The sequence below is a fragment of the Microvirga splendida genome, assembly GCF_016427565.1.
In the GTDB taxonomy this organism is placed as follows: Bacteria; Pseudomonadota; Alphaproteobacteria; order Rhizobiales; family Beijerinckiaceae; genus Microvirga; species Microvirga splendida.
In genome coordinates this window covers 1-26,172 of sequence record NZ_JAELXT010000035.1, presented here as the reverse complement: position 1 = coordinate 26,172, position 26,172 = coordinate 1, and the positions used below count along the sequence as shown (strand labels likewise).

The following is a 26,172-nucleotide window of genomic DNA, read 5'->3' as shown; positions in this document are numbered from 1 at the left end:
TGCCGGGGAAGGGGAGAACGAATGACCACGATGCCACACGCAGCAACGGCAGAAGCCGCTCCCACGAGCAGCGGACTCATCTGGAGCGGACGAGCCTTGAGCGGCCTTGTCGTTCTCTTCCTCCTGTTCGACGGCGCCATCAAGCTGGTGCCGCTTCAGGTGGTGATCGACACGGTAATCCCGCTGGGCTGGCCGGCGGATGCCGTGACCTGGCGCGCTCTCGGCATCGTGCTCATCGCTTCCGCGCTTCTCTATGCCTACCCGCGAACGGCATTCCTCGGAGCGATCCTGATCACCGCCTATCTCGGCGGCGCGGTGGCCACCCATGTGCGGGTCGGTTCTCCGCTCTTCAGCCACATCCTGTTCGGCGTCTATGTGGGCGTGGCCCTGTGGGTCGGGCTCTGGTTGCGCGATCCGCGCATCCGGGCGCTGCTGCGCTGACGTTCAAGCACCTCCCAACAATCATCCGGAAGGATCATCCGATGTCGAAGATCACACCTTGCCTGTGGTTCGACGGCAAGGCCGAGGAGGCGGCGCGGTTCTACGTCACGCTGCTCCCCGATTCCCGCATCGATGCCGTGCTGCCCTACACGGTCGAGACTCCGGGCGGACAACCAGGGGACACGATGCTGGTGGAGTTCACGCTGGCGGGCGAGAGCTACATGGCCCTGAACGGCGGCCCGTATTTCCAGTTCACGCCGGCCATCTCGCTGTTCGTGAGCTGCGCCGATCAGGCGGAGGTCGACCGGCTCTGGAACGCGCTCGGCGACGGCGGTACGCCGATGCAGTGCGGCTGGATCACGGATCGCTACGGCGTCTCCTGGCAGATCGTGCCGGCAGCACTTGGCGTCATGATGAAGGACGAGGACAACGCAAAGGTGCGCCGGGTCACACAGGCGATGCTGCAGATGGTCAAGCTCGACACCGGCCTTCTGGAGAAAGCCTACGCCGGAGGCTGAAAGCTCCTTCGGCGGACGACGCTAACGGGTCGCCCAGTCGACGAAGTCGAGCAGAACCGCCTCGATGCGCTCCTCGTCGAGCTCGTCCAGATCCATATCCGCGCGCCGCGTTCCCGTCGCGAGATAGGCGTAGAGATGGGCGACGCCATTTTCCGACACGTCGAATTCGAGGCTCTTCGTCGTGGGCATGTCGTTCTCGAAGAGTGCAAGCCGCAAATGCCCGATCGAGGGATATTCGTGCGGCGTGTAGGCGTGCGGCCTGACCTGGGCAATTTTCACATCCACATGGATCGGTGAGAGCCGTTTCCTGAGGGTGTCGAGACGATGCTCGATCCGCCCACGCACGCTCAGCCACTTCGCCACAGGGTCCAGCACCATCGAGGCTCTGGAATCGGCTTCTGCGGCGGCATCCTGGGCATTGCGTCCGCGCCGCTCGAAAGCCTCGCGATAGAGGATCTCTTTCAGGTGGTGCTCATTGTCCTTACTGCTCATCTCCTGCCCCCGGATCGTCGCCTGTTTGAAGGCCAGGATTAGAGGAGGCCTTCAGGGGTGTCATTGAGCCGTGTCAAAGGCTCCTCAGGCGACAGCACTGGCGAGCTGAATCTGCATCCCGTCGATGACCACGCGGTTGCGGCCGGCCGCCTTGGCCCGGTAGAGGGCTGAATCCGCCCTCTCGATGACCTCCTGCACGTCCTCGTCGCTGCGGCGCGCCATGGCGCCTCCGACGCTGACCGTCACCGCAATCCGATGGTCCTGATGCTCGATGGTGAGCGCCTCGATGGCCCGGCGCAGGTTCTGGGCGACCGTGAGGATCCCGCCCGCATCCACCTCGTGCACGAGAACGACGAACTCTTCGCCGCCGAACCGAGCCACCTTGTCGGAGGCGCGCAGGGCCTTGGTCAAAGCGGCCCCGACCGACCGGATCACCGCATCTCCGGCGACATGGCCATAAGTATCGTTGATGGTCTTGAAGAAATCGATGTCCAGGATCAGCAAGGCCAGGGGGCGCTCATAGCGCCTGTAGAGACTGAACGCGTCGTCGGCGAGGAGGCTGAAGCCCCGGCGGTTGAGCAGCCCGGACAAGGCATCCGTCTCGGCCAGGTGACGGAGGGTGGAGACGTCCTTCGCATGCTGGGACGAAGTTGCGATCACCTGCTGCTCCGCCGCGCCGGCTCTTCGCAGCAGGGAGCGGAGGGCCGAGGAGAGCTGCACGATCTCCAGCGATCCGGTCACGCGCGGCAACTGGGTGATGGCTGGGTCGCGGCCGATCCGGTTGGCGGCCTCGATGATGGTCTGCAGGGGGCGGACCACGCCCTTTGCAATGAACAGGGCGCAGACCAGCCCGATGGCCGCGATGGCGCAGCCCAGCCCCATGATCATCCACACGATGCCTCTTGTTGCGGCAAAGGCGATGCTGTCGGGCTGACGTGAGACGACGATCCAGCCGAGGCCCGGATAATCCCTGTAGCCCTCGGCGACGGCAAAGCCCGTCAGCATGGCCTCCCGACCTGATGCTGCATGCTCGAATGCGCCAGCCTTCGCCTGGCGCATGGACCGCACCTGCTCCTCCGGGAAGGGCTTGCTGCCGATCCGAGGCCCCAGGAGCATCGTTCCGTCGGCGGACAGAATCCAGATGGATCGTCCATCCCCCTGGTGTTGGCTGCCGAGAATGGACTGGCGTGTTTCGTCGGCCCAGGTCCAGCTCAGATGGACGCCGATCACGCCGATGACGCGACCGGCATCGTCGCGAACCGGAGCGGCCACATCGACGAACCGGAACGGCTCGTTGTTCGGCGCAGGGCCGAGCAGTTTGGCCAGGAGCTTCGCTTCGTGCACGTCACCGACGGCAGGCCCTTCGAGCCCATCCTGAAACCAGGGCCGTGCCTGCACGGACTGGCCTTCCAGCATGCCCTGCGTTGCGGCCCGTACCGTTCCGTCGGGCGTGGCGAACCCGATCCAGGCATAGTCCGGGTAGGACGCCTGGATTCGCTCGAGCGTCTGGCGGATGCCCGCTGGCTCTCCGGTCCAGATCGTCTTCAGAGCCGGCATCGCCGCGAGGTTGCGGGCCTCCCGGTAGCGCTCGAACATGCCCCGATCCAGAATGTCCGAGATCACGGCAGCCTGCTGCGCCTCATGGGCCATGACGATCCCGCGAACCCGGCTCTGAGCGATATAGGCCGCGCCGGCCGCAACGATGCAGACAAGCGCGAAGCACAGGACACCGACCAGCAGGGTTACCTGCTGTCGGAGCGATCGGTGGCGCATGGCCAAGAGTGCGGCTGTCCGCCGAAAATCCATCACGGGGTCGAGCCTTGCTCTGTCCTGCCGGTTCTATGAAACCTTCCGACAGATCGGTTAAGAGAATCCTTCCGCAACGGCAATTGCATTGAAATTCAAAGCAGAATCTGCGCCGAGGCGGGAGCAGAACGAAAAAGGCGGAGCAGCCGGGAGCTGCTCCGCCTTTCCGGAGAGGGGCGGGATAGGTGGATCAGACGTCCAGGTTCGCCACCGAGAGCGCATTCTCCTGGATGAACTCGCGGCGGGGCTCCACCACGTCGCCCATGAGCTTGACGAAGAGGTCGTCGGCGTCGGTGGTGTCCTTCACCTTCACCTGCAGCAGGGAGCGCACGTCGCGGTCGAGCGTCGTCTCCCAGAGCTGCTGGGCGGTCATCTCGCCGAGGCCCTTGTAGCGCTGGAGCTGCAGGCCCTTGCGGCCGGCGGAGAGAACCGACTGGAACAGCGAGAGCGGACCGTCGATCTGCATCTCGTCGTTCTTGCGCACGAGCTTCGCGGGCCTTGCGTAGACGTCCTGCAGGGAGGTGGCGCGCTCGTCGAGCTTCTTCGCCTCTTGGCTGGCGATCAGCGCCTGGTCGAGAACGGCGGTCTGCGTCACGCCGCGCACGGTGCGGGAGAACGCATAGCCGCCCTCGCGAACCTCGCCGGTCCAGCCGCGCTCGAGTTCGTCCGAGATCGCGTCGAGGCGCTGGGCGATGTAGGCCGCCTTTGCCGGACCCTGCTGCGGATCCTCGGCGACGTCGGGACGAAGCGCGCCGGCAATCGCGGCCTGCTCCACGATCTTGCGGTCGTAGCGGGTGTGCAGGCTGTTGAGGACCTGGCGCACGAGCCGCGACTCGTCGATCAGGCCCCTGAGCTGATCGCCCTGGAACGACACGCCGGTTTCGAGCTGCAGCGAGGCGTTCTCGATCCCCTCGCCGATGAGGTAATCTTCCAGCGCGCGCTCGTCCTTCAGGTAGATCGAGGACTTGCCGCGGGTCGCCTTGTAGAGCGGCGGCTGCGCGATGTAGAGGTGCCCGCGCTCGATCAGCTCCGGCATCTGCCGGAAGAAGAAGGTGAGCAGCAGGGTGCGGATGTGCGAGCCGTCCACGTCCGCGTCCGTCATGATGATGATGCGGTGGTAGCGCAGCTTGTCGAGGTTGAACTCCTCGCGGCCGATGCCGGTGCCGAGCGCGGTGATCAGCGTGCCGATCTCCTGGCTGGAGAGCATCTTGTCGAAGCGCGCGCGCTCCACGTTGAGGATTTTGCCGCGCAGCGGCAGCACGGCCTGGAACGCGCGGTCGCGGCCCTGCTTGGCGGAGCCGCCGGCCGAGTCGCCCTCGACGAGGAGGATTTCGCACTTCGACGGATCGCGCTCCTGGCAGTCGGCGAGCTTGCCCGGAAGCGATGCAATGTCGAGCGCGCCTTTGCGGCGGGTGAGCTCGCGCGCCTTGCGGGCGGCCTCGCGGGCGGCGGCGGCTTCCACCACCTTGCCGATCAGCGTGCGGGCCTCCTGCGGGTGCTCCTCGAGCCAGTTGTTGAGCGCCTCGTTGACCACGTTCTCGACGGCGGGGCGCACCTCGGAGGAGACGAGCTTGTCCTTCGTCTGCGACGAGAACTTCGGATCCGGCACTTTTACGGACACGACGGCGGTCAGGCCCTCGCGGCAATCGTCGCCGGTGAGCGAAACCTTTTCCTTCTTCGTCATGCCGGAGGATTCCGCATAGCCGTTCACCTGACGGGTGAGCGCTGCGCGGAAGCCCGCGAGGTGCGTGCCGCCATCCCGCTGCGGGATGTTGTTGGTGAAGCAGAGCACGTTCTCGTGGTACGAGTCGTTCCACCACAGGGCCACCTCGACGCCGATGCCGTCCTTCTCGGAGCGGATCATGATCGGCTGCTGGATCAGCGGGGTCTTGGCGCGGTCGAGATAGCGCACGAAGGCCTCGACGCCGCCCTCGTACATCAGCTCTTCGCGCTTGTGCTCCGCATGGCGCTTGTCGGTGAGGATGATGCGCACGCCCGAGTTCAGGAACGCGAGCTCGCGCAGGCGGTGCTCCAGGGTGTTGTAGTCGTACTCCACCATGGTGAAGGTTTCGGTGGAGGCCAGGAAGGTCACTTCCGTGCCGCGCTTGCCCTCGGCGTCGCCGACGACGGCCAGGGGCGCAACCGCAGTGCCGTGCTTGAACTCGATCTCGTGGGCCTTGCCGTTGCGGTAGATGCGCAGCTTGAGCCAGCTCGAGAGCGCGTTCACCACCGAGACGCCGACGCCGTGCAGGCCGCCGGAGACCTTGTAGGAGTTCTGGTCGAACTTACCGCCGGCGTGCAGCTGGGTCATAATGACCTCGGCCGCCGAGATGCCCTCGCCCTTGTGGATGTCGGTAGGAATGCCGCGGCCGTTGTCGGTGACGGTCACCGAGCCGTCCGCGTTGAGCGTGACCGTGACTTCCGTTGCGTGACCGGCGAGCGCCTCGTCGATGGCGTTGTCCACCACCTCGTAGACCATGTGGTGGAGGCCCGAGCCGTCGTCGGTATCGCCGATATACATGCCCGGCCGCTTGCGCACCGCATCAAGGCCCTTGAGCACCTTGATCGATTCAGCGCCATAGGCGTCGGCATTCACGTTGATAGCAGGTTCGGCCATTTGGGATCCTTCGGAGCGCAGCAAAGGGGATCAGGCGTGCGCTCAGGTTTTGATTCGTCAGATCAGTTATTTAGGTGCGAATGGTTGAAATTTCACCCCCACGCGCATACGCGCGCGTGAAAACGGGCTGAAAATCCACCAAAAACTGCCGAATCAGGGTGCCTGAGGGGCGGTTTGGCGCCTCAGGAGGCGCCAGAGGCTGCCGACGGCGAGCAGCCCGAAGACCAATGTGGGAAATCCCCAGATGAAGCCGGCCTGCTCGACCATGACGCCGACCTTTGAATCATAACAACGGCCAAGCTCGTTGAAGCAATCCTCCCAGCGCCAGTAACGTTCGTAGAACATGGAGGCGAAGGCGAGCGCTAGAAGGCTCCAGAATGCAATCATGAACAGGCGCATCCAAAGCGTATGGCCCCACTGCAGCCAGAGCAGGATCAGGCCGAGCGGCCACAGAAAGAGAAATCCGAGGATCAGGAGCCAGAAGATGCTCGAGAGCAGCATCAACGCGCCGCAACGGCAGCGGCCGCACCCGCCATGACGGTGCCGGTGGTCCGGTTGAGAATGCGGATGGCCCTTGGGCTGGTGAAGAGCCGCCGGGCGCGGGCGGCGAGCGCAATGTAACCCGCAAAGACCACGCCGAGCACCGTCAGGGTCGCCAGGACGAGTTCGGCAAAGCCCAGGGCCGTGATCCGGGTCAGATCGAGGAAGGTGGGCAGGAGGGCCAGGTAGAACACCATCACTTTCGGGTTGCCCATGGTCACGGCGAGACCGGCGAGGAAGAGCTTGGCCGGGTGCTCCGCCTTCACGTTCGCCTCGACCTCCTGGCGGGCCGCAGGGGCCGTCCAGAGCTTGTAGGCGATATAGAGCAGGTAGCCTGCGCCCAGGTACTTGATGACCAGGAACACCCCGTGGAAGGTCTGCGCCAGGGCGGCGAGGCCGAGGATGGCGAACGAGAGCCAGACCACGTCGCCGAGGGCGACGCCGATGCTGAACGCCACCGCGCCTTTCGGGCCGCGCCCCAGCACCCGCGCCACGATGGCGGCGATGCCCGGCCCCGGCGAGGCCGCGGCGATGAAGAGGGCGGAGGAGAAGAGCAGAAGGCCTGCGGGATCCATAGGTTTCAATCGACGCTGGAGAGATGATGCCAGGTTAGCATAGAACCGGCCGGCGCAATGCACCATTCAGCTCTTGTGATGGTTTACATCACGGGCTGCTCGCCCTGTCTTCCGGAACGATTGCCGTCACCCGGCGAAGCCTTGCCCGAGCCGGGCGAGAACGGGCGTCATGCCCCAGAAGGTCACGTGGCTGGCGGCATGGGCCAGCATGGCGTGTTCCAGGCTGCGGGAGGCATAGAGCCAGCCGAAGAGCAGGCCCAGAACGCCGTTGAGAACAAGGATTCGGGCGATCAGAACCTGATTGTCCATCTGCTGCATTCCGGCGACCGCGCCGAGATGACCGGCCGCAAAGGCAAAAGCTGTCAGTCCGATGGCAAACCAGACCAGCACGGGCCGTCCGCGGCCTCCCGTCAACAGGAGGCCCAGCCAGAGCAGGAGCGTCATGAGCCCGAACCGCATCATCAGCTCCTCGGTGATGCCGCCATAGAAGAGGGCGAGCATGCGGCCGGCCGGCGTGACGTCGTCGAGCCGGGGCAGTGCCGTGAGGGAGGCCGGAAACATCCCGCGAAGAACGAGATCCGCCGCTGCCACCGCGGCGGCGAAAGCAAAGGCGAGGAGGAGCGTCCGGCCCCAGCCGTCCGCGCCCTGGCCGATCGCTTCTCCACGAAGGCGACGCAGGATCAGCGAGGTCAGGCCGGCTTTCTCGGCAAGAGCCACGCCAAGAGCAACGGCAGCGAGCAGAAGGAGTGTCGGCTGCCCGAGAATCAGAAGCGCGAAGACCGCATCCGGCAACGGCGGCGCACCGGGCAGGCGGCTTGCCTGCTCAATGCTGCCTTCGATCAAAGGGATGAGCGAGAGGATGCCGAGGAGCCCAAGGCCCGCGAGGGCAAGGAACGGTCTGAGGAAGCGATTTGTGGCAGTCATGGTCCGTTGAGAGGTTCGATTACGCCAGGGGAGACCTGCAGCACATCGGCCCGGCCTTCGAGTTCGGCAAACAGGCTCGGGTCGGCGCCGGTCATCCAGACCTGGCCGCCCAGCGATTCCAGCGCCGCGAAGAGGCCGGCGCGGCGACGTGGGTCGAGATGGGCCGCCACCTCGTCGAGGAGCACGAAGGGCGTGATGCCGCTCATGCTGGCCACCAGCCGCGCATGGGCGAGCACGAGGCCGATGAGCAGCGCCTTCTGCTCGCCGGTGGAGGCCGTGTTGGCCGGGATGTCCTTGGGGCCGTGGCGCACGAGCAGGTCGGAAGCCTGGGGGCCGACGAGGGTGCGTCCGGCGGCCCGGTCGCGGGGGCGATAATCGCGTAAGGTGGCCCGGTAGCGGTCCTCCGCATCGACGGCCGGGAGCGTCGCCACCAGGGTGTCGAGGTCGCCCTCGAGACCCATCGTGGCGAAGGGGAAGGGGGAGTCTTCCTCGCGGGTTTCCAGGATCAGGCTCGCAAGGCGCTCCACCGTCTCGCGCCGCGCGGCCGCGACCGCGATGGCGAGTTCCGCCACCTCGCGCTCCAGCGCATCGAGCCAGAGGCGGTCGTCGGGGTTTTCCTCCAGCACGCGGTTGCGCGAGCGCAGGGCCCGCTCGAGCGCATTCACCCGCGTGCCGTGCTCCGCATCGACCGCGAGCACGAGCCGGTCGAGAAAGCGGCGCCGGTCGCCGGCAGGCCCGCGGAACAGCGCGTCGAGATCGGGCGTCAGCCAGACGATGCGCAGGTATTCGGCAAAGGCGGTCGGCGAGGAGGCCGTCATCCCGTCGATGCGGCAGACCCGTGAGGCCCGGGACCCTTCCCGCGAGGCGCGTGCGGTCTCGCCCGGCGGCTCCAGGCCGGTGCCGAGCCGGTGCTCGCCGTAAGGGGCGTCGAGGGTCACGGACACGGCGAAGGAGCCTGGCCCTTCGTTGCGCGCCATCTCGGCGAGTTCCGCGCGCCTCAGGCCCCGTCCCGGCATGAACAGGGAGATCGCCTCCAGCACATTGGTCTTGCCGGCGCCGTTCTCGCCCACCAGCGCCACCAGCGGGCGCGAGACGGTGAGATCCAGGCTCGCATAGGTGCGGAAATCCTGGAGGATCAGACGGGCGATTCGGGAGGCGGCGACCGGGGCGGAGGACATGCGCCCCCTTCATTCAGGAGCGGGGGCGAAAGATCAAGCGTCGGCACGGCCGAAGCGTTGATCGGACACCGTGGCATGCCCCTTTGTTCGTCATGGCCGGGCTTGTCCCGGCCATCCCGATGAGAAGAGCACTGCGTCTTCCTGAAACGAGATCACCGGCACAAGGCCGGTGATGACATCGCGTTTGATTTTGAAGACGATCCCGGGTTCCGCTGCGCGGCCCCGGGATGACTCTTGTGCCGTCACACCCGCATCGGCATCAGGACGTAGAGCGCGGCTGCGCCTTCGCGGTCCTGGACGATGGTGGGGGAGCCGGGGTCGGCGAGCTTGAACACGGCGGTGTCGCCGTCGAGCTGGGACGCGATGTCGAGGAGGTAGCGGGCGTTGAAGCCGATATCGATCGGCGCCGCATCGTAGTCGACCTCGATCTCTTCCGTCGCGCTGCCCGAATCCGGGTTGTTGACGGTGAGCGTGAGACGCCCGTCGCTCAAGGCCAGCTTCACCGCGCGTCCGCGCTCGGACGAGATGGTGGAGACGCGGTCCACGGCCTTGGAGAAATCGGCGCGCTCAACCACGAGGACCTTGTCGTTCCCGGCCGGAATGACGCGCTGGTAGTCGGGGAAGGTCCCGTCGATGAGCTTGGAGGTCAGCACCACGCCCTCGAAGGTCAGCCGCACCTTGGCGGAGGACAGCTCGACGGTGATGCTCTCGGAGCCGTCTTCCACGAGCTTGACGATCTCGGCCACGGCCTTGCGCGGGATGATCACCCCGGGCATGCCCTCGGAGCCGGCCGGGGCCCCGATTTCCACGCGGGCGAGACGGTGGCCGTCGGTGGCGACCGCGCGCATGACGATGGTGCCGCCCGCATCGATCGTGTGGAGATAGATGCCGTTGAGGTAATAGCGCGTCTCTTCCGTCGAGATCGCGAACTGCGTCTTCTCGATCAGGCGCTTGAGGTCGGAGGCCGCGAGCGTGAAGCGGTGCGGCAGGTCGCCGGCGGCAAGATCCGGGAAGTCGCTCTCCGGCAGAGCCTGCAGCATGAAGCGCGAGCGTCCGGAGCGGATCTGCATCTGGCCCATGTCCGGGCTCATCTCGAGGGAGACCTGCGCGCCGTCGGGCAATTTGCGCACGATGTCGTAGATCATGTAGGCCGGAACGGTGGTCGAACCGGCCTCCGTGATGTCGGCCGGGATCGTCTCCGTCACCTCGATGTCGAGGTCGGTGGCCTTGAGGCGCAGGGAGCCTTCCTCCGCCCGCAGCAGGACGTTGGACAGGATCGGGATGGTGTTGCGGCGCTCGACGACGCGGTGCACATGCCCCAGCGCCTTCAGCAGAGCGGCGCGCTCAACGGTAACTCTCATAACCTTCGACACCCGGTTTCGGTGAAATTCTTGGCTTGCGCCCGCTCAAGGTCAGCCTTGGGCAGGACAAGCAGGGCAGCAAGATTGGCTTTTGTCGCCGGAGAAAGCAAGGCCGGGCCGGAACGGCCCTGGCGGCCTACTCCTGCAGCATCCTTTTCAGGAGCTCGACCTCGTCGGAGAGCGCGTGGTCCTCGCCCAAAGCCTTCTCGATCTTGCGCACGGCGTGAAGCACCGTGGTGTGATCGCGCCCGCCGAAGCGGCGGCCGATCTCGGGCAGGGAGCGGAGCGTCAGCACCTTGGACAGGTACATGGCGATCTGGCGCGGCTTCACCACGGCGGCGGTGCGGCGCTCCGAGAGGATGTCGGAGCGGGAGACGTTGTAGCGCGAGGCCACCAGCTTCTGGATGTCCTCGATCTTGACCCGCTTGGGCTCCCGGTTGCGCACGAGATCGCGGATCGCGGTCTCGGCGGTCTCCAGGGTGATGGCGGAGTTCGTGAGCGTCGCGTGCGCCAGCAGGCGGTTCACGGCGCCTTCGAGGTCGCGACCGTTGGCGGTGATCGCGCGGGCCACATAGGCGATCACATTCGGCCCCACGTCGAAGGTGGGGTGGATCGTCTTCAGCGCATCGATCCGGGTGGTGAGGATCGAGGTGCGCAGCGCCTCGTCGAGGGCGCTGACCTCGACCACGAGGCCGCCGGCCAGACGCGAGCGCACGCGCTCGTCGAGATTCTCCAGATCCGCCGGCGGACGGTCCGCGGCGATCACGATCTGCCGGCCGGCATCGATGAGAGCGTTCAGGGTGTGGCCGAATTCCTGCTGGATCTGCTTGCCCTGGATGAACTGCACGTCGTCGATGATGAGCAGGTCGATGCCGCGCAGGCGCTCCTTGAAGGCGAGCGACGTCTGGGCCTTCAGGGACGCGACGAAGCCGTACATGAAGCGGTCGGCGGTGAGATAGATGACGCGGCGGCCCTGGGCGCGCACCGCGTGGCCGATGGCGTGCAGAAGATGCGTCTTGCCGAGGCCCACGCCTGCATGAAGGTAGAGCGGGTTGTAGATCGCCTGGCCGTTCTGCGCATGGGCGACGCGATCCGCCGCCGCATGGGCCAGCGCGTTGGAGCGGCCGACGATGAAGCTCTCGAAGGTCAGGCGCGGATCGAGCGGCGCGCCGCCGAGATCGCCGGCCTCGCCGCGCTCCTCGCTCGAGGAGGGTGCGGAGGGAGCCTTGATCTCATGATTCATGCTCGGCATGGCCATGGAAGGAGCAGAGGCCGGACGGGGAGCTTCGCTTGCCCGGCGCTGGGCCGCGGGATCGCGACCGAGGGTGTTGCGCACGCCGATGGAGACGCGCTCCACGTCGCCGGACTCGGAGCGGTAAACCGTCAGCACCCGGTCGGCGTAGTGGGATTCGATCCAGCTTTTCAGGAAGCGCGTGGGAACGGTCAGATAGGCGCAGCCCTCGACCACCGAGTCCAGCTCCAGGCGGCCGAACCAGCTGGCGAAGATATCCTCGCCCAGTTCGGCCCGCAGGCGGCGCTTGACCCGCGCCCAGACCTCTGGGGCCGGTTGCTCGCCCGGAGCATCCATGCCGTTCTCGCTGGGAGCGGCAAAGGTGCGGTGATCTTCGCTGCGATACATCAATTCCTCCACGAGGCTTCCTCCCTTAAAAGGCGGGAAACCCCCACGCATGACCCATCTTGAACACCAAGGCACAGATACCTCACAGGTTGTTCAAGACGTGGCGCCCCTAATTGTACTAAGATTATTCGGTTACGTTTAAGTGGAGATGGTCGTCAGCTGCCACCTCCTTCGTCATCACTCAAGGTCTATCAAGTCTACCCCTTGGGAAAGGATGAGCCTTCACTTGCTTCTTTCGAGATTGAAACAATGACTGATCCCCGCGCATGGTGTCTTTAATTCGATCTTTGAGTGATTGACTTAACGGCGAGCCGCTGAAGCAAGTTGACCTTACACAGGGTGCGGCGGGACGTGCAATATGGCCCAATCGAGTCACAAGCCCCTGACAGGCTCCGGCGGCGTTCACAGCTTCGTCCACAGCTTTTGAATCTGGGCTTTAAAGTCCTGACTCTTCAACTGATTCACTGTGTCACCACAGCCTGTGCGCAGGCTCAAAAAAGAGTTTTCGCGCAACCTTGATTCAGAACCGATTCGCGGTGACTCGGAGGGTGATTCTGATGCTTCGCGATGCTTTGCCTGCTAAGATCCTGAAGAAGCTTGATCTTTTATGTGCAGTTTGAATCTGGGCTGTGGAGCTTTCACCCTGTCTAGCGGGGATAAAGTCAAGCTCTCGTGTGGATAAAATTTAGGCGCAGATTCCGGCTTCAGGCATGAAAAAACCCGGCCTCGCGGCCGGGTCTGATCGGTGATGAAAAGGCAGCTTGTGGAGCTGCTTTTTAGGCGCTCAGCGTCTTGATGCGGCTCGCCAGGCGCGAGACCTTCCGCGACGCGGTGTTCTTGTGCACGATGCCCTTCTGGGCGGCGCGCATCATCTCCGGCTCGGCAGCGCGCAGAGCGGCCGCAGCCTCGGTCTGATTGCCGGAAGCGATGGCCTCTTCAACCTTGCGGACGAAGGTCCGCATGCGGCTGCGACGCGACTTGTTGATCGCGGTGCGCTTCGCGATCTTGCGGGTCATCTTCTTGGCGGACACGGTGTTGGCCATGGCCCATCCTCGTTCTTTTTAAAATCCCGATGGCCAAGCTCAAGCTCGTCGAGAGCTCCGGCAGCGATCGGTTGATTGCATGGAAACCGAAGAGCCCGCGGGACGCGCGGGCTCATGTGAGGCGGCTTATAGACGCGATGCCTGCGAACGTCAACGACCATAGGCCTTTGCGCGTCAAAAAAGCGCCAGGGAGGCCTTCTGCAGGGCCTGCCGCCAGGGATTGGCCGGGTCGAGCAGGAGCCTCAGGGCCATCAGGCTCGACACCACGACCAGCAGCGGCCGGATGAGCCGGGAGCCCAGTCGCATGGCAAGGCGGGCTCCGATCTGGGCGCCGAGCAGCGACGCGCCGGCCATCACGAAACCCAGGGGCCAGACCACGGCGCCGGTCATTCCATAGAGAAGGAGGCTGCCGAAGTTGCTCGCGAAATTGACGAGCTTGGTATGGGCGGTGGCCTTCACCACCCCGTAGCCCAGCAGCGTCACGAAGGCGAGCATATAGAAGGAGCCGGCACCCGGCCCGAAGATGCCGTCATAAAAGCCGATGGCGACGGGCGCGGTGAGGCCGAAGGCGAGGGCCGTCATGCGCGCATGGGCGTCCTCATCCTTCATCTTGCGCGAGAGGGCGAAGTAGATCGCCATCGCGATGAGCATGACCGGGATCAGAACCTCGAGCACGGCGCGCGGCAGGAACTGGACGCACAAGGCTCCCGCGATGCTGCTCGCGAACGCCACCAGGGTGAAGCCCCAGGCCTTCCTCCACTCGATCAGCCCCTTGCGGCCGAAGGTATAGGTGGCGGAGGCCGCCGCCACCGAGCCCTGCACCTTGTTGGTGGCGATCGCCTGCGCCGGATCGAGGCCTGCGAGCATAAGGGCCGGCACGGTCAGAAGCCCGCCGCCGCCGGCAATGGCATCCACGAATCCCGCAAGAAGAGAGACCGCGGCGAGCGCCGCGATCATGTCCAGGCCGAGATCGAACACGATCAGCCGTTCTTGAACTCAGGCGAACGCTTTCCGACGAAGGCCGTCATGCCTTCCTTCTGGTCGGCGGTGGCGAACATGGCGTGGAACAGGCGCCGCTCGAAGCGGATGCCTTCCGAGAGCGACACCTCGTCGGCCCGGTTGATCGTCTCCTTGGTCATCATGGCGATGGGCAGCGACATGGACGCGATGGTGTCCGCCGTCTTCAGGGCGTCGTTGATGAGGTCGGCCAGCGGTACCACGCGGGCGACGAGCCCGGAGCGCTCGGCTTCCTCCGCGCCCATCATGCGGCCCGTCAGGCACATCTCCATGGCCTTGGCCCGGCCGATCAGCCGAGTGAGGCGCTGGGTGCCGCCCATGCCGGGCATCACGCCGAGCTTGATCTCAGGCTGGCCGAACTTGGCGTTGTCGGCCGCGATGATGAAGTCGCACATCATGGCGAACTCGCAGCCGCCGCCCAGCGCGAAGCCCGCCACCGCGGCGATCATCGGCTTGCGCCGGCCCGACACCTTCTCCCAACCGGAGAAGAAATCGGCCATGTAGGTGTGCGGGTAGGTGAGTTCCGCCATCTCCTTGATGTCGGCGCCGGCCGCAAAGGCCTTCTCCGAACCGGTGATGACGATGCAGCCGATATTCTGGTCCGCCTCGAAGGCGTCGAGCGCCTGGTTCACCTCGCCCAGGAGCGTGGAATTGAGGGCGTTCAGGGCTTGTGGCCGGTTGAGGGTGATCAACCCCACCTTGCCGCGCGTCTCCGTGAGAATCGTCTCAAAAGCCATGGGGCATCTCCTGCTCGATGATGAGACACCGGTAGGCGAGGGCGCATGACCCGGCAAGTGAAAATCCGAAAAGCCCTGCCCTGAGATCAGGAGCGCTTCTGGCATTCCGGGCAGTAGAAGGTGGAGCGTCCGGACTGCACGAGCCGCGTGACCGTGCCTTTGCAGCCGGGCGTGACGCAGGGCTCGCTCTCCCGGTCGTAGACCCGGAACGAATGCTGGAAATAGCCCAGCGAACCGTCGACCCGCGCATGGTCGCGCAGGGTCGAGCCGCCGGCCTCCACCGCCTCGGAGAGAACGTCCCGGATGACGTCGGCGAGCTGGCGCGCCTTGTCGGTGGGCTCGCCCTTCTTGGTCACGAGGGATCCGGCCGGAGCCTCGGGGTGGAGGCCGGTGCGGAACAGGGCCTCGCACACATAGATATTGCCGAGGCCGGCGATCAGACGCTGGTCGAGAAGGGCCGCCTTCAGGGGGGTGCGCTTGCCCGCGAAGAGCCGGGCGATGGTCTCGCCCGAGAGCTCGTTGCCGAGGGGCTCGATGCCCATGCCGGCAAAATGCTTCGAGGTCTCGATCTCCTGGCGGGGCACCAGATCCATGAAGCCGAAGCGGCGGGCGTCGTTATAGGTGACGGTCGTGCCGTTGGAGAGCCCGAACACCACATGGTCGTGAGCCCCCAGGCCTCCATGCTCGTGGTGGAACTCGCCCGGCATCCGGGTGGCCCCGTCCTTCGTCACGAGAAACCGGCCGGACATGCCCAGATGCATGACCAGCACCTCGCCGGAGGAGAGATCGGCGAGCAGATACTTGGCCCGCCGGCCGAGCGCCTTGACCTCCTGCCCCTCCAGCCGCTCCGAGAACCGTTCGGGGAAGGGGAAGCGCAGGTCAGGGCGGCGCTGGGTCACCCTGGTGAAGCGGGCTCCCACCATGGCGGGCTCCAGGCCCCGGCGCACGGTTTCGACTTCGGGCAGTTCGGGCATCAACCATCTCTCGGCTTCTTGAGGGCTCTTACATAGCCTTTGGGCCCCGCTTCCGCTATGGATCGCGACACTAGCGCATCATGCGGAAAAGTGGTTTTCGGTTTTCCGCGCCCAACGATGCGCGCTTCAAAGGGTAGAGCATCGGATATATCCGATGCTCTAGGTGACAAGAGGCTCAGACATCATGACCGACGAGAACACCCATTTCGGGTTCCAGTCCGTGCCCCTGGGTGAGAAGCAGGGCAAGGTCAACGAGGTCTTCCGCTCGGTGGCGGGCCGCTACGATCTGATGAACGACCTCATGTCCGCAGGCCTCCACCGCCTCTGGAAGGACGCCCTCATCTCCACCCTGCGCCCGCCCCGCGACCGGCCCTTCCGCCACCTCGACGTGGCCGGCGGCACCGGGGACGTGGCCTTCCGCATCCTGGACGAGAGCGGCCCGCAGACCCGCGTGACCGTGCTCGACATCAATGGCGAGATGCTGAAAGTCGGCGCCGAGCGGGCCGGCCACCGCTACGAAGGTCGCATCGATTTCGTCGAGGCCAATGCGGAGGAACTGCCGCTCGAATCCAAGACATACGACGCCTACACCATCGCCTTCGGCATCCGGAACGTGCCGCGCATCGATGCGGCGCTTCGCGAGGCGCACCGGGTGCTGAAACCCGGCGGCCGCTTCCTGTGCCTGGAATTCTCCAAGGTCGACGTGCCGGTGCTGGACAGGATCTATGACGCCTATTCCTTCAACGTCATCCCGCGGCTGGGCCAGATGGTGACCGGGGATGCGGAATCCTACCAGTACCTCGTCGAGTCGATCCGCCGCTTCCCGCCCCCGGCCGCCTTCGCGCGGATGATCGAGGAGGCGGGCTTCAAGCGCGTGACCCATCGCTCGCTCACGGCCGGCGTCGTGGCCATTCACTCGGGCTGGAAGATTTAAAGCGTGATCGGCAGCGTCTTTCATCTTGCCCGCAACCTGCATGCCGGCTTCGTCCTGGCCCGTGAGGGTGCGCTCGCGCTCGTCGATCCGAGCGCCCTGCCGCCGGCCGCCCGCTTCGGGCTGAAGATGGCCCGTCTCGTCGAGCGTCCTCAGGCCGGCGACGGCGCGGCGCGGCTCTCCAAGGCACTGACGCGGCTCGGGCCGTCCTACGTGAAGTTCGGCCAGTTCCTGGCGACCCGCCCCGACATCGTGGGCGTTGCGGCTGCCCGCGACCTGGAACGTCTGCAGGACCGCATGCCGCCCTTCCCCCGGGCGGAAGCGGTGCGCATGGTCGAGATCGCCCTGGGCCGCCCCATCGACGTGCTCTTTCTGGAATTCAGCGAGCCGATCGCCGCCGCCTCCATCGCGCAGGTCCACAAGGCCCGCCTCCGTACCGCAGAGGGCGAAGAAACGGTCGCCGTGAAGGTGGTGCGGCCCGGCGTTCGCGAGGGCTTCGCCCGCGACCTTCAGGCCATGCGCGCCGCAGCCCGCCTGTTCGAGCGCGTGGTGCCCGATGCCAAGCGCCTCAAGCCGCTCGAAATCGTGGAGGCGCTGGCCCGTTCCGTGGCCGTCGAGATGGATCTGCGCCTGGAGGCCGCCGCCGTCTCGGAACTGGCGGAGAACACGAAGGACGATCCCGATTTCCGCGTGCCGAAACCGGAATGGGATTTGACCGCCCGCGACGTGCTCACCACCACGTGGATCGAAGGCATCCGCCTCAACGATCTCGCCGCCATCGAAGCCGCCGGCTTCGACCGGGTGGCGCTCGGGCGTGCGGTGATCCAATCCTTCCTGCGCCATGCCATCCGTGACGGCTATTTCCACGCCGACATGCATCCCGGCAACCTGTTCGTGGACAAGGAAGGCCGTCTCGTCGCCGTCGACTTCGGCATCATGGGCCGGCTCGGGATGAAGGAACGGCGCTTCCTCGCCGAGATCCTTCTCGGCTTCATCCGCCGCGATTACCTGCGCGTCGCGCAGGTGCATTTCGAGGCGGGCTATGTGCCGCCGCATCATTCGGTGGAGGACTTCGCCCAAGCCATCCGCGCTATCGGCGAGCCGATCCACGACCGACGGGCCGACGAGATCTCCATGGCGAAGCTGCTGACGCTTCTCTTCGAGATCACGGCGCTGTTCGACATGGCGACGCGCATCGAGCTCGTCATGCTGCAGAAGACCATGGTGGTGGTGGAGGGCGTGGCCCGCAACCTCGACCCGAAGCTCGACATGTGGACCACGTCCGAGCCCGTGGTGCGCGACTGGATCGAGCGCAATCTCGGCCCCCTCGGCCGCGCCGAGCAGGCAGGCCGTGGCCTGTGGACCCTCGCCGGCGTCATCGGCGACCTGCCGGAGCTGGCCCTGCGTGCCGAGCGGGTGCTCAACCAGCTCGAGGACGTAACGGCCAAAGGCGTTTCCCTCAATCAGGACAGCGTCGCGGCCATCGGGCGCGCCGAGGCGCGGGGCAACCGCTGGGGCGTGGCGGCCTTGTGGATCATCGCGGCCTCGCTGATGATCATGCTGTTCAGGGGCTTCGCATGACGGCGCTTTCGGGCAAACGCATCCTCCTCGTCATCGGCGGCGGCATCGCGGCCTACAAGTCCTTGGATCTCATCCGCCGCCTGCGCGAACGCGGCTCCTCCGTGCGTTGCATTCTCACGAATGGCGCTCAAGCCTTCATCACGCCGCTCGCCGCCTCCGCGCTCACCGGACAGCGCTCGCACACGGATCTCTTCGACCGCGAGGACGAAGCCGATATCGGTCATATCAAGCTTGCCCGCGATGCGGACCTTATCGTCGTGGCACCCGCCACCGCAAACATCATGGCGAAGATGGCTGGCGGACACGCCGACGATCTCGCCTCCACGGTGCTGCTCGCCACCACCCTGCCGATCCTGATTGCACCGGCCATGAACGTGCGCATGTGGCTGCACCCGGCGACGCAGCGCAATCTGAAGACCTTGCTGGCGGATGGCGTTCACGTGGTCGGCCCCAATGAGGGCGCCATGGCGGAAGCCGAGTTCGGCCCCGGCCGCATGGCGGAGCCCCTTGAGATCGCGGCGGCCGTCGAGCGGCTGCTGGCGCCCTCGGGCCCACTTGCGGGCAAGCACGTGATCGTCACCGCCGGCCCGACCCATGAGCCCATCGATCCGGTGCGCTACATCGCCAACCGCTCCTCCGGCAAGCAGGGCCACGCCATCGCGAAGGCCGCCGCTGAGGCCGGCGCGCGCGTCACCCTGATCTCCGGCCCCGTGACCCTGCCGGATCCCGCGGGCGTAACGGTCGTGCATGTGGAGAGCGCCCGCGAGATGCTGCAGGCCGTGGAGCAGGCGCTGCCCGCCGATATCGGCATCTTCGCCGCCGCCGTGGCCGACTGGCGCGTCGCCAATGCGGGCGAGCAGAAGATCAAGAAGAAGGACGGCGCGCTGCCGAATCTGTCGCTCACCGAAAACCCGGACATCCTCGCCACCATCGCCCGGCGCGCAAGCAATCGTCCGCCGCTCATGGTGGGCTTTGCGGCCGAGACCGAGAACGTGATCGAGCATGCCAAGCAGAAGCTCGCCAAGAAGGGCTGCGACCTCATCGTCGCCAACGATGTCTCTGCGGAAACCGGCGTGATGGGCGGCGACAGCAACACCGTGCATCTCGTCACGGCGTCGGATGTGGAGACATGGCCGACCCTGTCGAAAACCGATGTGGCGAAAAAGCTCGTCGAGCGTCTTGGCGCGATGGTCGGAGGCAAGACGCCATGAGCTATCGTTTGCGCATCCAGCGTCTCGCGCACGCCGCCGACCTCCCTCTGCCGCGCTACGAGACGGCGGGCGCTGCGGGCATGGATCTCGTTGCCGCCAATCCTGCCGATGCGCCGATCGTCCTGCAGCCGATGCAGCGTGTTCTCGTTCCCACGGGACTCGTGTTTCAGCTCGAGCCGGGCTTCGAGGCCCAGGTGCGCCCGCGTTCGGGGCTGGCCTTCAAGCACGGCGTCACGGTGCTCAATGCGCCCGGCACCGTCGATGCGGATTACCGCGGCGAGGTGCAGGTGCTGCTCGTCAACCTGGGGGCTGAGTCCTTCACCGTCACGCGCGGCATGCGCATTGCTCAAGTCATCGTTGCGCCGGTGCTTCAGGTGGAGCCGGTCGAGGTGCAGCAGGTCGATGACACGCCGCGCGCCGCCGGCGGGTTCGGCTCGACGGGATTGGGGTAGGGGAGCATTCGCCATGAACTTTCTCTCACGCCGCTCGCTTCTCGCCATCGCGGCCGTCACCGACATCGCGCTCCACGCCCGGCCCATGCCGGTCTCAGCCAAGGCATTGGCCGCGCGGCACAACCTGCCGCCGCGCTATCTGGAGCCGGTTCTGCAGGCGCTGGTGCGCCAGGGCATCCTCAAGGGCGTGCGCGGACCGCGGGGCGGCTATGAGCTGGCCCGCGAGCGACGGCGGATCACGGCGGGCGACATCGTGCGCATCGCCATGGCGGCCCTGGAGGAGGATGGCTCGTCGCCGGTTCCCGAATCGCGCCTGGCCGAGGCCGTGGTCGGCCCGCTGGTCCAGCGCGGCACCGAGGCTTTCCTGAGCGAACTCGACAAGGTGACGGTCGAGGATCTGTGCCAGAAGGCGCAGGCGGAATCGGCGGTCGACTCCATCACGACCGTTGATTTCACGATCTGATATGTGAATTATTCCAAATATCGACACCCGCTGCGGAAAAAGATAAGGTTCCTCCGTTCTGCAAGGAGGATCTCATGGCTGATACCGTCAACGCATCGGGCACCGGCACGAAGCCCGGCCGCGGCCGCATCTACGGCTCCATCACGGAAACCATCGGCAATACCCCGCTCGTGCGCCTGAACCGGCTGCCGCAGGAGCACGGGGTCGATGCGGAGATTCTCCTCAAGCTCGAGTTCTTCAATCCGCTTTCGAGCGTGAAGGACCGCATCGGCGTCAACATGATCGAATCCATGGAGGCTGCCGGCCACATCAAGCCCGGCGCGACCCTGATCGAGCCGACCTCCGGCAATACCGGCATTGCGCTCGCCTTCGTGGCGGCGGCGCGCGGCTATCGCCTGATCCTGGTGATGCCCGAGACCATGTCGCTCGAGCGGCGCAAGATGCTGGCCTTCCTCGGGGCCGAACTCGAACTCACCCCCGGCCCCCAGGGCATGAAGGGCGCCATCGCCCGTGCCGAGGAACTGCTCCGCGAGATTCCGGGTTCGGTCATCCCGCAGCAGTTCAAGAACCCGGCCAATCCCGAGATCCATCGCAAGACAACCGCCGAGGAGATCTGGAACGACACCAACGGCCAACTCGACGCCTTTATCTCGGCGGTGGGCACCGGCGGCACGATTACCGGCGTCGGTCAGGTGATCAAGCCGCGCCTGCCGGGCCTGCGTGTGATCGCCGTGGAGCCGGAGGATTCACCGGTGCTGTCCGGCGGCCAGCCGGGTCCGCACAAGATCCAGGGCATCGGCGCGGGTTTCGTGCCGGACGTGCTCGACCGCTCCGTGATCGACGAGGTGGTCACGGTGGGCAACCAGACTGCCTTCGACATGGCGCGCAAGCTCGCCAAGCTCGAAGGTATCCCGGGCGGCATCTCGACGGGCGCCAATGTGGCGGCAGCCCTCGAAGTGGCCTCGCGGCCCGAGTTCAAGGGCAAGCGCATCGTCACGGTCGCGTGCTCCTTTGCCGAGCGTTACATCTCGAGCGCGCTCTTCGAAGGGCTCTGAACCCTTCATCCGGCGAGACGATCCAAAGGGTGGCCCTCGGGCCGCCCTTTTTGTTGGCGCGTCCTCCAAGCTTAGCCAGAACTTCCCCTGATCCCTCGGGTTCTCCTTGCGACATACGAATTCAAAGGTTTTCAAGGAGTTCATCATGGCGGACCGCAAAGCTCCCCATTCATTGCAGGACCAAAACGCGGACCAGATCCGCAACGAGCAGCGCGGCGGCATCGACAGCCCTGTCGATCCCAACCGGGACGGCGGCGTCGAGGGCAACGCCACCTTGCGGCGCGTGTGGAGCCAGCCCGGCGGCGAGGCCTATGCCTATCGCCAGGGCCAGACCGGCCAGACGAGCAAAGCCGGGCATGACGGCCATGACGAGCTCACCGCCGCCGAGACCCCTGAGACCACCAAGCACCTGAGCGACGCCAGCCTGTCGCCCGGCGACAAGGACGCCACCGCCGAGGCCATCGAGCGTGCGACCGCGGTCAACGGCAAGGACAAGGGCTAGCAGGAGAGCGCCATGGGCAATGCAGGCTACGGCAACCACACCGAAGACACGAAGCAGGACGTGGAGTCAAAGCGGCTCGATCCGCAGGGCGACGGGCCGCAGGGCGGCGGACAGGCTTCGGCGGACAAGCAGCCCGGCGGCCAGCAGCCGGCGGCGGGTCCGCACAGCAAGCCCTCGCTGACGAACCCGGACGCAACCCCGGGTACGGGCGCCCTGCCCGATGCGGGCGACCGGGACGCGACCGACTCGACCAGTTCATGATGCGGAGACGGCCATGACGCAGAACAAGAATTCGGGACCTCGCGTCCCCACCGAGCGCCCTGATCGGGAGGCCGCCGCCCGCGACCCTGGCCCCGGCGCCAAGGATCGCCCCGGCTTCGACCTCGGCGGTGCAGTGGATCCGTCCAACAAGACCCAGGTGGGGTCAGGCACCATTCCCGGCGGGCCGAAGGGCAGCGCGTCCCAGGGCACCGATGCCGGGGGCCGTGCGACCGGACTCACCGATCCGAGCGGTTCGCGCTCCCTCGGCAACGAGGGCGATGCGGGCTCCGATTCCGGCTCCGGCACCACGGACGGCTCGGGCGGTCCTTCCTGATTTCAAGCGAGGTGACACGATGGCTCAATCGAACGACAAGTCCAATCAAGCGACCGAGAAAGATATCAGCGCTCCCCGCCTGACTCCGCAGGGCCGTGAGAATCCCGAGGCCGCGGGCGAGGATTCGACGAACCCGATGGGCGAGGGTGCCAAGAAGGGGCAGAGCGACAAGGCCGAGGGCTAGATCCGCTCATGCGCTGACGTCTTGGAGAGAAGCCGGGATAACCGGCTTCTCCTTTTACGAGCCCCCGTCCCGCCCGTAGATCCGAAACCCTTCCGCTCGCACAGACGATCGTAATAGCGGTCGATGGCCGGCAGATCGGGCCGGTCGAGCGGGATGCTCCGCCACCGGTGAACCGACAGGCCGATCACGATATCGGCACAGGTGAAATGCGGCCCCGCGATGTAGGCGCCGGTGCGCTGCAATTCCTGCCCGATCACCCGAACCGAAGCGCAGAACCTGTCCCACGAGGCCGCAACCTGCGCCTCGTCCTGAAAGCTCGGGTTCCGGCGCACGGTCGCCTGGAAGGCATAACGCCAAGTGTTGTTGAAATCGGAGATCTGCCAGTCCATCCACTTCTCGACATGCGCACGCTTGGCCGGATCCGTGGGCAGCAGGTCGTCACGGCCTTCGCGCGCTGCGAGATAGCGCACGATGCTGTTCGATTCCCAGAAGAGCTGGCCCGCATCCTCGAGCACCGGGATCATGCCGACCGGATTGAGCTTCTGGAACTCCGGGTCCGTGACGGGCCGCGTTCCGCCGCCCCAGTCGATGCGCTCGAAGGCAAGCCCGAGTTCCGCGCAGGTCCAGAGGACCTTCCGCACGTTGATGGACCCCGCATAGCCGTGGATCTTCAGCATGATGCCTCCCGATCTTCGTTCATGAAAAAGGCCGCTCCGAAGAGCGGCCTTTCAACTGTTCCCAAGGCGCTGCTTAAGCGCTCAGGGCTTCCTTCTGCTTCTCGGCGCGCTTGCGGTCGTTCGGGTCGAGGATCGCCTTGCGGATGCGGATCGACTTCGGCGTCACCTCGACGAGCTCGTCGTCCTGGATCCAGGCGAGCGAGCGCTCCAGGGTCATGCGGATCGGCGGCGTCAGGCGCACCGCCTCGTCCTTGGAGGTCGTGCGGATGTTGGTGAGCTTCTTGCCCTTCAGCACGTTGACCTCAAGGTCGTTCTCGCGGTTGTGCTCGCCGATGATCATGCCCTGATAGACCTTCCAGCCGGGCTCGATCATCATCGGGCCGCGATCCTCGAGGTTCCAGAGAGCGTAGGCCACGGCCTCGCCGGAATCGTTCGAGATCAGCACGCCGTTGCGGCGGCCGGCGATCTCGCCGCGATAGGGCTCGTAGGCGTGGAACAGGCGGTTCATGATCGCGGTGCCGCGGGTGTCGGTCATCAGCTCGCCCTGGTAGCCGATGAGGCCGCGGGTGGGAGCGTAGAACACGAGGCGCTGGCGGTTGCCGCCGGAGGGGCGCATCTCGACCATCTCGGCGCGGCGCTCGGACATCTTCTGCACGACGACGCCGGAATGCTCCTCGTCCACGTCGATGACCACTTCCTCGATGGGCTCGAGCAGCTGGCCGGCCTCGTCCTTCTCGAAGACCACGCGGGGACGCGACACGGCGAGCTCGAAGCCCTCGCGGCGCATGGTCTCGATCAGGATCGCGAGCTGCAACTCGCCGCGGCCGGACACGTAGAACGAGTCCTTGTCGGAGGCTTCCTCGATCTTGAGGGTCACGTTGCCTTCCGCTTCCTTGAACAGGCGGTCGCGGATCATGCGGCTCGTCACCTTGTCGCCTTCGGTGCCGGCAAGCGGTGAGTCGTTGACGATGAACGACATGGTCACGGTCGGCGGATCGATGGGCTGGGCCTGGATCGGAATGTCGTTCTCGGGCGCGCAGAAGGTATCGGCCACCGAGCCCTTCACGAGGCCCGCGATGGACACGATGTCGCCGGCCTCGCCGAGCTCGATGGGCTGGCGCTCGAGGCCGCGGAACGCGAGGATCTTGGACACGCGGCCGGTCTCGACCACCTTGCCTTCGCGGTCGAGCACCTTGATCGACTGGTTCGGCTTCACGGTGCCGGAGGAGATGCGGCCGGTGACGATGCGGCCCAGGAAGGGGTTGGCCTCGAGCAGGGTGCCGAGCATGCGGAACGGGCCTTCCTCGGTCTTGGCCGGGGGCACGTGCTCCAGCACGAGATCGAACAGGGGCGCCAGGCCCTCGTCGCTCGGGCCTTCCGGGGACTTCGCCATCCAGCCGTTGCGGCCCGACCCGTAGAGGATCGGGAAGTCGAGCTGCTCGTCGGTGGCGTCGAGCGCCGCGAACAGGTCGAACACCTCGTTGATGACCTCCGTGTGCCGGGCATCGGGACGGTCGATCTTGTTGATGGCCACGATCGGCTTGAGGCCGATCTTGAGGGCCTTGGAGACCACGAACTTGGTCTGCGGCATCGGGCCTTCGGCCGCGTCCACCAGCACGATGGCGCCGTCCACCATGCTCAGGATGCGCTCCACCTCGCCGCCGAAATCGGCGTGGCCGGGGGTGTCGACGATGTTGATGCGGGTATCCTTCCAGACGACCGAGGTCGCCTTGGCGAGAATCGTGATGCCGCGCTCCTTCTCGAGGTCGTTCGAGTCCATGGCGCGCTCTTCCACGCGCTGGTTCTCGCGGAAGCTGCCCGATTGCTGGAGGAGCTTGTCGACGAGGGTGGTCTTGCCGTGGTCGACGTGGGCGATGATGGCGATATTGCGTAGTTTCATAAGGGGTCTTTCAAAGCAAAGCAGCCCGGCTCGCGGCAAGCGTGGCCGCGCCCCTGGCTCGTACCGGGCGAAAATGATTGCACTGCCATATAGGCATCGGGGTGAGGCCGCAATAGGGCGGGAAACAGGATTGCAAGCTGGGCAGGACAGCAAACTCGCGCTACAGGGTTGCAGGATGGCATGAAGCCATGGGCGGCGGCCGCCGGCACGGCTCCCTGCCCGTTCGTCACGCGAGGTACTCGAAACACATGTCAGTTCAGCAACTGATCGACACCGACAGGGCCTTCAACGACATGGCCCAGAGGGAAGGCACGGGAAAAGCCTTCATCGCCTATTCCGCCGAGGATCCGGTGATGATCCGCCCGGGCAGCATGCCGCTGCTCGGCCGGTCCGCTTTCGTGGAATCCTTCTCCAAGGTCACCGGCTCGGCCCTGTCGTGGGAGCCCCTCAAGGCGGAGATCGCCGAAAGCCAGGACCTCGGCTACACCTTCGGCCGCTATACGCTCCGCGAGGGCGGGGAGATCAAGGGCCACGGGGTCTATGTGAGCATCTGGAAGCGGCAATCGGACGGCTCCTGGAAATTCGTGCTCGACGGCGGCGGAACGACACCGGAGCCGGTCACTATTTAGTGAAATGGCCAGCGCCTTGGGGCCCGCAGCGGGTGCTGCGAGCCTGAAGGTCGGTCGAGGGTGGCGTGCTGGGCAGCCCGGCTCGATGGTTGTGTGGAAGGTGAGAGCCAGACTGCTCGTCACGCGCGGT

The 26,172-nt window shown here is 65.8% G+C and carries 28 protein-coding genes; 13 read left to right on the top strand and 15 right to left on the bottom strand.

What is annotated here, in order from left to right; genetic code table 11:
- Positions 1-21 precede the first annotated feature (21 nt).
- Both JAO75_RS21395 and JAO75_RS21390 read left to right on the top strand, forming a co-directional pair.
- On the top strand, positions 22-441 hold the full coding sequence (locus tag JAO75_RS21395) for a DoxX family protein (protein ID WP_246742643.1): 420 nt from the start codon (positions 22-24) through the stop codon (positions 439-441).
- A gap of 41 nt (positions 442-482) precedes the next feature.
- The gene (locus JAO75_RS21390; protein ID WP_199051173.1) at positions 483-959 is read left to right on the top strand and encodes a VOC family protein; all 477 of its coding nucleotides are present in this window, start codon (positions 483-485) and stop codon (positions 957-959) included.
- A 21-nt stretch (positions 960-980) separates the two neighbouring features.
- Here the strand turns inward: JAO75_RS21390 and JAO75_RS21385 are convergent, their stop codons facing one another.
- The 13 genes from JAO75_RS21385 to mutM all read right to left on the bottom strand — a co-directional run bounded on the left by JAO75_RS21385 (position 981) and on the right by mutM (position 15,862).
- Positions 981-1,451, bottom strand: coding sequence for a hypothetical protein (locus tag JAO75_RS21385; protein ID WP_199051172.1), 471 nt, complete (start codon positions 1,449-1,451; stop codon positions 981-983).
- A gap of 84 nt (positions 1,452-1,535) precedes the next feature.
- Positions 1,536-3,224: a sensor domain-containing diguanylate cyclase gene (locus tag JAO75_RS21380; RefSeq protein WP_199051171.1), complete on the bottom strand. Its 1,689-nt coding sequence runs from the start codon at positions 3,222-3,224 to the stop codon at positions 1,536-1,538.
- Positions 3,225-3,447: 223 nt separating this feature from the next.
- Positions 3,448-5,874 carry a DNA topoisomerase (ATP-hydrolyzing) subunit B gene (gene gyrB / locus JAO75_RS21375; RefSeq protein WP_199051170.1) on the bottom strand — a complete coding sequence of 809 codons (2,427 nt, stop codon included), beginning with the start codon at positions 5,872-5,874 and terminating at the stop codon, positions 3,448-3,450.
- A gap of 153 nt (positions 5,875-6,027) precedes the next feature.
- A complete protein-coding gene (locus tag JAO75_RS21370; RefSeq protein WP_199051169.1) occupies positions 6,028-6,375 on the bottom strand; it encodes a hypothetical protein in 348 nt (115 codons plus the stop codon).
- Complete coding sequence (locus tag JAO75_RS21365; protein WP_199051168.1) at positions 6,375-6,989, bottom strand: LysE family translocator; 615 nt, start codon at positions 6,987-6,989, stop codon at positions 6,375-6,377. Before JAO75_RS21365 ends, JAO75_RS21370 begins: the two co-directional genes overlap by 1 nt.
- Before the next feature lie 126 nt (positions 6,990-7,115).
- The gene (locus JAO75_RS21360) at positions 7,116-7,913 is read right to left on the bottom strand and encodes a CPBP family glutamic-type intramembrane protease (protein WP_199051167.1); all 798 of its coding nucleotides are present in this window, start codon (positions 7,911-7,913) and stop codon (positions 7,116-7,118) included.
- Positions 7,910-9,091 (bottom strand): DNA replication/repair protein RecF, encoded by a 1,182-nt coding sequence (gene recF, locus JAO75_RS21355; protein ID WP_199051166.1) that lies wholly within the window; start codon positions 9,089-9,091, stop codon positions 7,910-7,912. The genes JAO75_RS21360 and recF overlap by 4 nt, the downstream gene beginning before the upstream one ends.
- 242 nt (positions 9,092-9,333) lie before the next feature.
- Positions 9,334-10,452: a DNA polymerase III subunit beta gene (dnaN, locus tag JAO75_RS21350; protein WP_199051165.1), complete on the bottom strand. Its 1,119-nt coding sequence runs from the start codon at positions 10,450-10,452 to the stop codon at positions 9,334-9,336.
- 136 nt (positions 10,453-10,588) lie between these two features.
- Complete coding sequence (gene dnaA / locus JAO75_RS21345) at positions 10,589-12,040, bottom strand: chromosomal replication initiator protein DnaA (RefSeq protein ID WP_246742645.1); 1,452 nt, start codon at positions 12,038-12,040, stop codon at positions 10,589-10,591.
- Positions 12,041-12,867: 827 nt separating this feature from the next.
- Positions 12,868-13,134 carry a 30S ribosomal protein S20 gene (rpsT, locus tag JAO75_RS21340; protein ID WP_036354247.1) on the bottom strand — a complete coding sequence of 89 codons (267 nt, stop codon included), beginning with the start codon at positions 13,132-13,134 and terminating at the stop codon, positions 12,868-12,870.
- Between the two features lie 174 nt (positions 13,135-13,308).
- Positions 13,309-14,112, bottom strand: coding sequence for a TSUP family transporter (locus tag JAO75_RS21335; RefSeq protein ID WP_199051163.1), 804 nt, complete (start codon positions 14,110-14,112; stop codon positions 13,309-13,311).
- Between the two features lie 2 nt (positions 14,113-14,114).
- Positions 14,115-14,888 carry an enoyl-CoA hydratase gene (locus tag JAO75_RS21330; RefSeq protein WP_199051162.1) on the bottom strand — a complete coding sequence of 258 codons (774 nt, stop codon included), beginning with the start codon at positions 14,886-14,888 and terminating at the stop codon, positions 14,115-14,117.
- An 86-nt stretch (positions 14,889-14,974) separates the two neighbouring features.
- A complete protein-coding gene (mutM, locus tag JAO75_RS21325; protein WP_199051161.1) occupies positions 14,975-15,862 on the bottom strand; it encodes a bifunctional DNA-formamidopyrimidine glycosylase/DNA-(apurinic or apyrimidinic site) lyase in 888 nt (295 codons plus the stop codon).
- 184 nt (positions 15,863-16,046) lie between these two features.
- Here mutM and ubiE point away from each other — a divergent pair, with 184 nt between their 5' ends.
- The 10 genes from ubiE to JAO75_RS21275 all read left to right on the top strand — a co-directional run bounded on the left by ubiE (position 16,047) and on the right by JAO75_RS21275 (position 22,836).
- Positions 16,047-16,796, top strand: a complete 750-nt coding sequence (ubiE, locus tag JAO75_RS21320; protein ID WP_199051160.1) for a bifunctional demethylmenaquinone methyltransferase/2-methoxy-6-polyprenyl-1,4-benzoquinol methylase UbiE — start codon at positions 16,047-16,049, stop codon at positions 16,794-16,796.
- Between the two features lie 3 nt (positions 16,797-16,799).
- The gene (ubiB, locus tag JAO75_RS21315) at positions 16,800-18,374 is read left to right on the top strand and encodes a 2-polyprenylphenol 6-hydroxylase (RefSeq protein ID WP_199051159.1); all 1,575 of its coding nucleotides are present in this window, start codon (positions 16,800-16,802) and stop codon (positions 18,372-18,374) included.
- Positions 18,371-19,585 (top strand): bifunctional phosphopantothenoylcysteine decarboxylase/phosphopantothenate--cysteine ligase CoaBC, encoded by a 1,215-nt coding sequence (gene coaBC / locus JAO75_RS21310; RefSeq protein ID WP_199051158.1) that lies wholly within the window; start codon positions 18,371-18,373, stop codon positions 19,583-19,585. The genes ubiB and coaBC overlap by 4 nt, the downstream gene beginning before the upstream one ends.
- Positions 19,582-20,037: a dUTP diphosphatase gene (gene dut / locus JAO75_RS21305; protein WP_199051157.1), complete on the top strand. Its 456-nt coding sequence runs from the start codon at positions 19,582-19,584 to the stop codon at positions 20,035-20,037. The genes coaBC and dut overlap by 4 nt, the downstream gene beginning before the upstream one ends.
- Positions 20,038-20,050: 13 nt before the next feature.
- The gene (locus JAO75_RS21300; RefSeq protein ID WP_199051156.1) at positions 20,051-20,500 is read left to right on the top strand and encodes an RrF2 family transcriptional regulator; all 450 of its coding nucleotides are present in this window, start codon (positions 20,051-20,053) and stop codon (positions 20,498-20,500) included.
- Positions 20,501-20,574: 74 nt separating this feature from the next.
- Entirely contained in the window at positions 20,575-21,555 is a 981-nt protein-coding gene (cysK, locus tag JAO75_RS21295) for a cysteine synthase A (protein WP_199051155.1), read from the top strand.
- A gap of 145 nt (positions 21,556-21,700) precedes the next feature.
- Positions 21,701-22,057, top strand: a complete 357-nt coding sequence (locus tag JAO75_RS21290) for a hypothetical protein (RefSeq protein ID WP_199051154.1) — start codon at positions 21,701-21,703, stop codon at positions 22,055-22,057.
- Between the two features lie 12 nt (positions 22,058-22,069).
- Positions 22,070-22,318, top strand: a complete 249-nt coding sequence (locus JAO75_RS21285) for a hypothetical protein (RefSeq protein ID WP_210340355.1) — start codon at positions 22,070-22,072, stop codon at positions 22,316-22,318.
- A 13-nt stretch (positions 22,319-22,331) separates the two neighbouring features.
- A complete protein-coding gene (locus JAO75_RS21280; RefSeq protein ID WP_199051153.1) occupies positions 22,332-22,652 on the top strand; it encodes a hypothetical protein in 321 nt (106 codons plus the stop codon).
- A gap of 19 nt (positions 22,653-22,671) precedes the next feature.
- Positions 22,672-22,836: a hypothetical protein gene (locus tag JAO75_RS21275; RefSeq protein WP_199051152.1), complete on the top strand. Its 165-nt coding sequence runs from the start codon at positions 22,672-22,674 to the stop codon at positions 22,834-22,836.
- Here JAO75_RS21275 and JAO75_RS21270 read toward each other — a convergent pair.
- Together JAO75_RS21270 and typA are read right to left on the bottom strand one after the other, a co-directional pair.
- Positions 22,833-23,513 (bottom strand): glutathione S-transferase family protein, encoded by a 681-nt coding sequence (locus tag JAO75_RS21270; protein WP_199051151.1) that lies wholly within the window; start codon positions 23,511-23,513, stop codon positions 22,833-22,835. The two genes, JAO75_RS21275 and JAO75_RS21270, sit on opposite strands and share 4 nt — an antisense overlap.
- A gap of 73 nt (positions 23,514-23,586) precedes the next feature.
- Entirely contained in the window at positions 23,587-25,413 is a 1,827-nt protein-coding gene (gene typA / locus JAO75_RS21265) for a translational GTPase TypA (protein ID WP_199051150.1), read from the bottom strand.
- A 248-nt stretch (positions 25,414-25,661) separates the two neighbouring features.
- On the opposite strand from typA, the gene JAO75_RS21260 reads away from it, so the two are divergent.
- Positions 25,662-26,042: a YybH family protein gene (locus tag JAO75_RS21260; RefSeq protein WP_199051149.1), complete on the top strand. Its 381-nt coding sequence runs from the start codon at positions 25,662-25,664 to the stop codon at positions 26,040-26,042.
- Positions 26,043-26,172 lie beyond the last annotated feature (130 nt).